Source organism: Desulfobacula sp., assembly GCF_021107415.1.
This window is the reverse complement of record NZ_JAIOSW010000133.1, coordinates 1-2982: the sequence shown is the minus strand read 5'-3', so window position 1 is coordinate 2982 and position 2982 is coordinate 1. Positions and strand designations below refer to the sequence as shown.

Annotated in this window: 2 protein-coding genes and 1 pseudogene; all 3 read left to right on the top strand. The window is 43.6% G+C overall.

Annotated features, from left to right (window positions below):
* The coding region (hmcA, locus tag K8S13_RS06970; protein ID WP_291461506.1) for a sulfate respiration complex hexadecaheme cytochrome HmcA at positions 1 to 1506 on the top strand (1506 nt) is incomplete at its 5' end.
* Between the two features lie 33 nt (positions 1507 to 1539).
* Positions 1540 to 2622: a sulfate respiration complex iron-sulfur protein HmcB gene (hmcB, locus tag K8S13_RS06965; RefSeq protein WP_291461505.1), complete on the top strand. Its 1083-nt coding sequence runs from the start codon at positions 1540 to 1542 to the stop codon at positions 2620 to 2622.
* Between the two features lies 1 nt (position 2623).
* Positions 2624 to 2982, top strand: a pseudogene (locus tag K8S13_RS06960) (hypothetical protein); the annotation flags it as partial.

Below are 2982 nucleotides of genomic sequence, written 5' to 3'. Positions count from 1 at the left end.
CAAACCAATATTAAAAAGAATAATGATGATAAAAAATTGGATCACATCACGATTCAGCTTGGAGCGGAGTTAAGCAAAGAAGAAATGCCGACGGTCAGTTTTCTACATGATCTTCACACAGAGGCTGTTAAAGGGAACTGTACAGCCTGTCATATTGAAAAAGAAGACGGTATTATCTTTGAATTCAAAAGAACTAGTGAAAAAGCGTCCATGGATTCTTATCATGACGGATGTATTGCCTGCCATGTGGAGAAAAAAGCATCCAATGAAAAATCAGGGCCGCTTACTGCGGATTGCCGATCCTGCCATACTGTAAAAAAGTCCAAAGAATCCTCATGGGAAAGATTGAGTTTTGATAAATCTCTTCACTTTATCCATGAAAGTGCAAAGCAAATTAAGGGCCAAAATATTTTAAATAAGGATACTGCGAGTAAAGATAATTGCAGCGCGTGCCATCATAAATATAATGAGAAAACAAAAGAGATATTTTATATCAAGGGTGAGGAAGAATCCTGCGGGTATTGTCATAAACCGGAAGAGCAGGACAGTATAAGACCTATTCGCCAAGCGTCCCATGACTCATGCGTAAAGTGTCATCAAACTTTGAAAAGTAAAAATACAGATGCCGGACCCATAACCTGCAACGGATGTCATGATAAAAAACAACAGCAGAAGATAAAAAAGGTTTTAGATATCCCCCGGCTCAAACGAAATCAGCCGGATGAAGTTGCCATTACTGGCTGGAAGGCCGGCAGTTCTGCGACAAAAAACTATATGGATGGTGTTGCCTTTAATCACAAAGGCCATGAAACAAATAGTCAAAGCTGCAAAGCATGTCATCATGAGACATTGAAAAAATGCAATGACTGTCATAAGCCGGAGGGGGGAGATTCAAAGGGTGGATTTGTCAGTCTTGCCCAGGCAATGCACAATCCGGACAGCAATAGAAGTTGTATTGGCTGCCACAAGGAACTCACAAAAAATTCTGATTGTGCCGGCTGTCATTTTCAGGTTCCGGTCAAAAAGGATGATTCCAATTCGTGTAAAACATGTCACAATTTGAAGCAGGCCCAACTGCAATCCATGAACCCTGAGGAAGTTGCAAGAAAGGCGTTAGCAGATTCGTCGAAAGGATACAAACCGGTCAAAAAAGACAAAATCCCTGAAACAGTCGTTATTGATGTGTTAGCCAATGAGTATATGCCAAGCCGGTTCCCCCATGGAAAAATGGTTCAGGCTATTTTCCTGCGGGTTGAGAAAAGCGATATGGCCAGGGCGTTTCACACGGATCAGGAAGGGCTGTGTATGGGATGCCATCATAACAGTCCTAAAACACTTGTGCCTCCCAAATGTGCCTCCTGTCACAGTAAAAAAGGCCCGGATTCAGATGGCAGACCGGGATTAAAGGGGGCCTATCATGGCCAGTGCATTACCTGCCATCAGAAAATGGAAGTTAAATCCATTGCAGCAACTGACTGCGCCAAATGTCATGAAGAAAAGAAATAGAAGTTTTAAAGGATATATATAAGGGTAAAAATTATGGCTATTTCTCGTAGAAAATTTTTGGGTTCACTTGGAGCGGCTATCGGTGTCACCACAACCGGTACCCTGACAAAAGCCTATGGTGCCGCAAACAAACATTTCAAGGGATATCCGGCAAGTGGTGGAATCCTGCATGATACAACCTTGTGTATTGGATGCAGAAAATGCGAACAGGCCTGTAACAAAGTAAATGATTTGCCGCAACCTGAAAAGCCGTTTGAAGATTTAAGTGTTCTGGACAAAAAACGGCGCACCCAGGCAGATGAGTTTACGGTCGTTAACCGGTTTGGAGCCCGGGAAAAAGTTTTTGTAAAAAAGCAGTGCAATCATTGTCTGGAACCGGCCTGTGCCTCTGCCTGTTTTGTTAAAGCGTTTACAAAGACACCGGAAGGACCGGTGGTGTATGATGCTTCTCTGTGTGTAGGGTGCCGGTATTGCATGGTGGCATGTCCTTTTGACGTTCCGGCCTATGAGTATGATAAACCCCTGACACCCAGAGTAACAAAATGTACCATGTGCGCTCCCCGTTTAAAAGAGGGTAAACTTCCGGGTTGTGTAGAGGCCTGTCCCAGGGAAGCCTTGATTTTTGGAGAGAGAGACACGCTTTTAAAGATGGCAAAATTTAAGATTCAAAAACATCCTGAGCGATATATTGATCATGTGTATGGCGAACATGAGATGGGGGGGACAAGCTGGCTTTATCTTTCCCAAGCTCCTTTTGAAACCATTGGCATGAGAGAGGACTTAGGAACGACATCAGCACCTGAACTGACCTCTGGGCCGCTTTCGGCTGTTCCAATTATTGTTGGTCTCTGGCCGGTATTATTGACTGGAGTTTATGCCATCTCCAAGAGGAAAGATAAGATAGCTAAAGAAGAAAAAGATGACGCATTACAGGCGGCAGGAATTAAGGCCAATGAAGAGATGAATCAAAAGTTGGAAGAACTTAAGGAAAAAATGACCAAAGAGAAAACTGCTGCAATCAATTTTGAAGTGAAGAAAGCCCTGGAAGAAGTTGCAAAAGAAGCCGAAACTCAGGACCTTGAAGATTCAGAAGAAAAAGGCAAACAGGAGGAATAAAATGGATTTGGATAACCAGATTCCTGAAAATAAAAAATTTACCGTGTTTAATGTGGTGACAGGTATCATCCTTGCGGGTGGACTTATATTAACAATCTTACGGTTTACAATGGGCCTGGGAACGGTAACCAACCTTGACAACACCAACCCCTGGGGGATATGGATCGGGTTTGATCTGCTATGTGGTGTTGCCCTTGCAGCAGGCGGTTATGTCACATCTGCATCCTGCTACATTTTCGGACTGAAACGATTTCATTCCGCTGTTCGTCCTGCTATTTTAACGGCTTTTTTAGGGTATGCCCTTGTCGTTCTGGCCCTTCACTACGATGTGGGCCGCCCCTGGCGCCTGCCCTATCCAAT

Excerpts from the sequence above, each read along its gene's own strand:
- hmcB (WP_291461505.1), top strand. The coding sequence starts at position 1,540 with ATGGCTATTTCTCGTAGAAAATTTTTGGGTTCACTTGGAGCGGCTATC.